This window comes from uncultured Acetatifactor sp., from assembly GCF_948601915.1.
Taxonomy (GTDB): domain Bacteria; phylum Bacillota; class Clostridia; order Lachnospirales; family Lachnospiraceae; genus Acetatifactor.
In genome coordinates this window covers 7,991-12,802 of sequence record NZ_CAPDXS010000149.1, presented here as the reverse complement: position 1 = coordinate 12,802, position 4,812 = coordinate 7,991, and the positions used below count along the sequence as shown (strand labels likewise).

The 4,812-nt window shown below is 58.1% G+C and carries 4 protein-coding genes; 2 read left to right on the top strand and 2 right to left on the bottom strand.

Annotation, left to right across the window (positions count from 1 at the left end; translation table 11 throughout):
- Positions 1–102: 102 nt before the first annotated feature.
- The gene (locus Q2B33_RS19945; RefSeq protein ID WP_300564109.1) at positions 103–933 is read right to left on the bottom strand and encodes a glycosyltransferase family 2 protein; all 831 of its coding nucleotides are present in this window, start codon (positions 931–933) and stop codon (positions 103–105) included.
- A 420-nt stretch (positions 934–1,353) separates the two neighbouring features.
- Between Q2B33_RS19945 and Q2B33_RS19940 the strand changes: the two genes are divergently transcribed.
- Positions 1,354–2,760: an MBOAT family protein gene (locus Q2B33_RS19940; protein WP_300564107.1), complete on the top strand. Its 1,407-nt coding sequence runs from the start codon at positions 1,354–1,356 to the stop codon at positions 2,758–2,760.
- Between the two features lie 50 nt (positions 2,761–2,810).
- Entirely contained in the window at positions 2,811–3,752 is a 942-nt protein-coding gene (locus tag Q2B33_RS19935) for a hypothetical protein (protein WP_300564105.1), read from the top strand.
- Between the two features lie 28 nt (positions 3,753–3,780).
- On the opposite strand, the gene Q2B33_RS24330 is transcribed toward Q2B33_RS19935, so the two are convergent.
- Positions 3,781–4,806, bottom strand: a complete 1,026-nt coding sequence (locus Q2B33_RS24330; RefSeq protein ID WP_330691406.1) for a CPBP family intramembrane glutamic endopeptidase — start codon at positions 4,804–4,806, stop codon at positions 3,781–3,783.
- Positions 4,807–4,812 lie beyond the last annotated feature (6 nt).

The following is a 4,812-nucleotide window of genomic DNA, read 5'->3' as shown; positions in this document are numbered from 1 at the left end:
AGCGTTATGCAGTCTGGTTTCACGGCAAGTGAAATCGTTAAGCAGTATAAATCATTACACCCAGAAACGCTATAGGTTCCTAAAAGCAACCGGACAGAGCAGCTACGCCTTACGCCTGTAGATCCGCTCCTTAATCCAATGGTAGCATCCGGAGAACAGTCGGCTCTCCGCCATGGCCGTCCGCAGGGGCGCCAGGCTGCAGGCCATGATTGCCCGATACCGGAACAGTTCCCCTCTTCCCATATACTTCCCGGTGATCTCCCGGTGCTCCCGCCTGTCCAGGACTTTATTCTCCCGTTTCTCCGAAAAGCCTCCCCCTTCATAGACTGCCACCGGGAAGCCCATATGGCGCGTCTTCGCCTTCGCCCGGTAGAAGCACCAGAGGAAATGGTCATAGTCCGCCCGTATCCTGTACCGCAGGTCATAGGGCTTGTCTCTGCACAGCGCGGCGCTGTAGAAACAGGACTGGTGGCAGGGGATGTTCCGGTAGCATGCAAACCCAGTGATTTCCGGCGGGGAGGCGATGGTCACATCGTTCTTCTCCCCCTTGGTATCCCCGTACAGCACCAGCCTGTCCATGTCCGTCCCGGCCTGTTCCTCTTCCTCCAGCGCCGCAAGGGTCCGCTCCAGGACGCTGCCGTCCGCCAGCAGATCGCCGCAGTTCAAAAAAAGCAGGAAGTCCCCGGCAGCGTGCGCCACCGCCTGATTCATGGCATCGTAGATGCCCCTGTCCTCCTCCACGATAATCCTGACCCTCTCAGCGCCGGGCCGGGAGGCATTCTCCTGTTTCCAGCGCTCCACGGACCCGTCCGTGCTGCCCCCGTCCTTCAATATCACTTCCACATCCTGACAGCCCTGCCCCAGAATGCTGTCCAATGTGGCAGACAGCTTCTCTCCGGAATTCAGGCATACTGTAATCACAGATATCTTCATGCGATGTCCTCCCCGCGAAATGACAGCAAAAATGCATCATAGACCTCTCTGTCCTGATGCCCGATGCCCACTGTCCTTGCCATTGGTTCCCTCCCCACATGCCGATTGCCGTATGTAAAAATCTTAACACATTTTCCCGGTAGCGTCTATTGAATTTTCTGCAGGGCATCCCAGGCTGCTGCAGGTACTCGATAGTTGTCATGCACGCATGTCCCCCTGCAGAGAGGCACCTGCGGGACTTCCCTCCTCGCGCGGAACATAGCGCGGCGCAAATTGTCAGACACTTTGCCCATTCCGTCACATTTGTCGTTATTTCTGACAATTCGCCGTCCACAGGATTCATTGACAAAGCAAAACCTGTCTGATACAATAAGCTACGGTTCTCACAAAATATGCAACAACAGGACAGGAGTCGCCAAAATGTCATTGATCTCTTTTTCCTTTATCCTTTTCATGCCCCTTGTGGTATTCGTCAATTTCATGCTTCCCCGGAGGCGGAGGTATCTCTGGCTGCTTGCGGCAAGCTGCTTTTTCTACCTTTCCACAGATGTGAGGTACGCTGCCGGACTGTTTTTCTGCATCCTGGTCTCCTACGCCGCGGGTCTGCTTCTGGAGGGCGGAGCCCTTCGCCGCCGGAAGCTCCTTCTGGGATGCGGCATTTTGCTGCAGGTATCCTGCCTGCTTTTCTTCCGGGGCTCTTTTGGGAAAGGCGGCTTCGTCCCCCTGGGCATTTCATTCTATACGCTCCAGTCCATCGGATATACGATCGATGTGTACAGGAGGCAGATTCCCGCCGAGAGGAACCTCCTCAGATATGCCGCGTTCCTGTCCTTCTTCCCCACGGTCATCTCAGGCCCCATCCAGAGAGGGACGGGGCTTCTGCAGCAGCTCCGGGAGGGGCGGGATTTCGATTATTCCAAGGCCCGCTCCGGCCTGTACTGTCTGCTGTGGGGCTATCTGCTGAAGCTGGTGGTGGCGGACAGGCTGGGCGGCATGGTGGCTTTCGCCTATGGAAGCAGCCAGGATATGCCCGGCGCCACCCTGCTGTGGGCCACGATTCTCTACGGCATCCAGCTATACTGCGACTTCGCCGGATACAGCGCGCTGGCGATCGGCGCGGGGCGGCTGCTGGGCTTCGACCTGGCGGACAACTTTTCCCAGCCCTATTTCGCCGCATCCATCGGGGATTTCTGGAACCGCTGGCACATCAGCCTTTCCTCCTGGCTGCGGGATTATGTGTACATCCCCCTGGGCGGGAACCGGAAGGGAAAGGGCCGGAAGTACCTGAACCTGATGCTCACCTTCCTGGTCAGCGGCCTGTGGCACGGCTCCGGCGCCAATTTCCTCCTCTGGGGAGCGCTCCACGGAGCCTATCAGGTTCTGGGCGACATCGCCCGCGGAAAGGCGGGAGGACGGGATGCGGCTGCCCGGAGAAAATCGCCGCTTTGCCGTGCGGCGGGCATGTTGTCCACCTTTGCCCTGGCGGATTTCGCCTGGCTCTTCTTCCGGGCCGATTCTCTGGGACATGCCCTTTCGATCCTGAACCGGATCGTGTTCCACTTCGGTCTGGGGGAAATGACGTATTATGGCTCCTACCTGCTGGGCGGCAGCCGTTTCGGCCTGGTGTCCGTACTGCTGGGGATTCTGGGCGTATTCCTTGTGGATTTCCTGCATGAGAGGAAGTTGTCCCTGGCGGAGTTCTCGGCCCGCAGGGTAAATGTGGTCGTCCGGTGGGGCGCCTACATAGCCCTCACCCTGTTGATCCTGCTGACAGTGGTGCAGAACTACGGCCAGGCGGCATCGACCTTTCTCTATGAGCGGTTCTGAGTAAGCCTTCGGACCGGAAGGCAGCTATGAAAGGGATTCAGGTGTTTATTATGAAGAAACTGTATGCAAAAGGGCTTCTGTTCCTCCTCCTTGTGTCAGCGCTCTGCGCAGGCCTCCTGCTGCTGTCTGCCAGGGAGCCTTACCGGCAGATCATCGCGGGCTGGACCCACAGCCGGGACTTCATGGATGAAAACGAGATGCTCCCCTATTTTGAACAGGCCAGGACCCCTGACCGGACCACGCAGCTCATCATCGGCGACAGCATCTGCCGGCAGATATTCTCCGGCCTGCAGGAATACAATCCTCAGATGAGCATCCAGGCCACCAATGCCGCCCTCATGATCACAGGACAGTATCTGCTGGCCCGGGAATACCTGAGCTGCCATCCGGACGCCACGGACGTCTTCCTGATCATGCATCCCATGCCTCTGACCCGGACCCTGGACACGGAGTGGAGTTATCGGTACGCCGTCATGACCTATGCGGAGACGGACACATTACAATACCTTGACAGGAACACGCTGGACGCCATGGAAGACATCTATGGCGGCCTTCTCATGCAAAAGGGAATCGTCAGCCTGACAGAGGACTCTCCGGTTCTGCGGAAGCTGGTCCTGAGCTACATCAGCCTGGAAAGGGAACCCTATGTACAGTCGTCCCCCTTCGAGATAGCAGACCAGTATGTGAAGAAGCTATATGATTTTTGCGTAGAAAAAGACGTGAAATTACATTTATATCCCTCCCCCTGCTCGGAGTCCTTCCGGGAGCAGGTAGAGGGACTGGCAGAAGGCTACGGGGACACCTGGATGAGCACCGTATATCCGGACTTCTTCGATGCCATCTGCTACTATCCAGACGCATGGAGCGAGGATCTGAGCCATTTCAGCGGAGAGCACGCCACCAGGGAGGCCATGGACAGGACGATCCGGGAAGCCTATGCGGGCAGCGCCCTGCTGGACAGCCTGATCCTGGGCACATCGGAAAACCCATAGACCGCTCTCCGCAGCCTATGGGCTTCTCTTAAAGTATCTTCTTCTCCTTATGCAGCATCCACACGCATCCAGCCCCTGCCGCAAGGGCCGCGATGCACACCGGCCAGTTCGCCAGCACGGAGACTGCCGGTATATAGCTGAGCACATAGGACAGCACATTCGCCAGGACATGCACCGCCACGGCAATCCGAAAATCCCCGAAATACTCATAGGCATATGCCATCAGGTATCCCAGGACCACCGCATACAGCGCCTGCACGGAATTTCCGTGGTACAGGGCAAAGAATATCGATGACACCAGCATGGCCGCGGACAGCTTCATATACCGCTTGATGCAGCCGAAGATCACGCCCCGGAACAGAAGTTCCTCCGCGATGGGGGTGATGATGCCGAAGCTCACCAGCCCTATGGGGAACCACGCGGCATACTGGGCCTGCGCCACCTCCTGATAGGCCTGGGAGCCCTCCACCGTGCCGGTGAGCAGGAACAGGAAATTCAGCCCCAGCGCCAGCCCTGCCGTTGCCCCTGCCAGGATGCAGTAGTTCTTCACGGGCTCCGCCTTGATGTGCAGCAGCTTCATGTCCTCCGCCGTCCTGGCGATCGTCTTCTTCGCCATGTTCCAGACGGAAAGCCCGGCCACCATATATCCGAAGGTGGACACCAGCACCGCCGCGTTCCCCGTCATGCTCTCCAGCTCTCCCTGGGCATTGCGGATGAACAGGAAATCCCCGCCGGACATCCTGCTCCCTATGCTGACTAAGATCATGGCCCCCACGTTCAGGGCGATGTTCCTGGCCAGGAAGAATATCAGGAAGGGCAGCACCATCTGCCAGATCCGCTGGGAGGTGGTGAGCTGATCCTTTTTCTCCGTCCCCCGGAGCAGGAACTTCTGCAGTTCCTCCACGGAGCGGACGATGTAGTCGCACTTGGCCTCCCGCAGCTCTTCCATGCTGCCGTAGCCATATGTAACGCCCACGCACTCCACGCCCACCTTCCGGGCGCCCTCCACGTCGTAGCTGCGGTCTCCAATCATGTATACCTTGGTCTTCTCCACGGGCCA

Bases quoted from the DNA above. Each gene is read 5' to 3' on its own strand.
- Q2B33_RS19945 (WP_300564109.1), bottom strand. From the start codon at position 933: ATGAAGATATCTGTGATTACAGTATGCCTGAATTCCGGAGAGAAGCTG.
- Q2B33_RS19940 (WP_300564107.1), top strand. From the start codon at position 1,354: ATGTCATTGATCTCTTTTTCCTTTATCCTTTTCATGCCCCTTGTGGTA.
- Q2B33_RS19935 (WP_300564105.1), top strand. From the start codon at position 2,811: ATGAAGAAACTGTATGCAAAAGGGCTTCTGTTCCTCCTCCTTGTGTCA.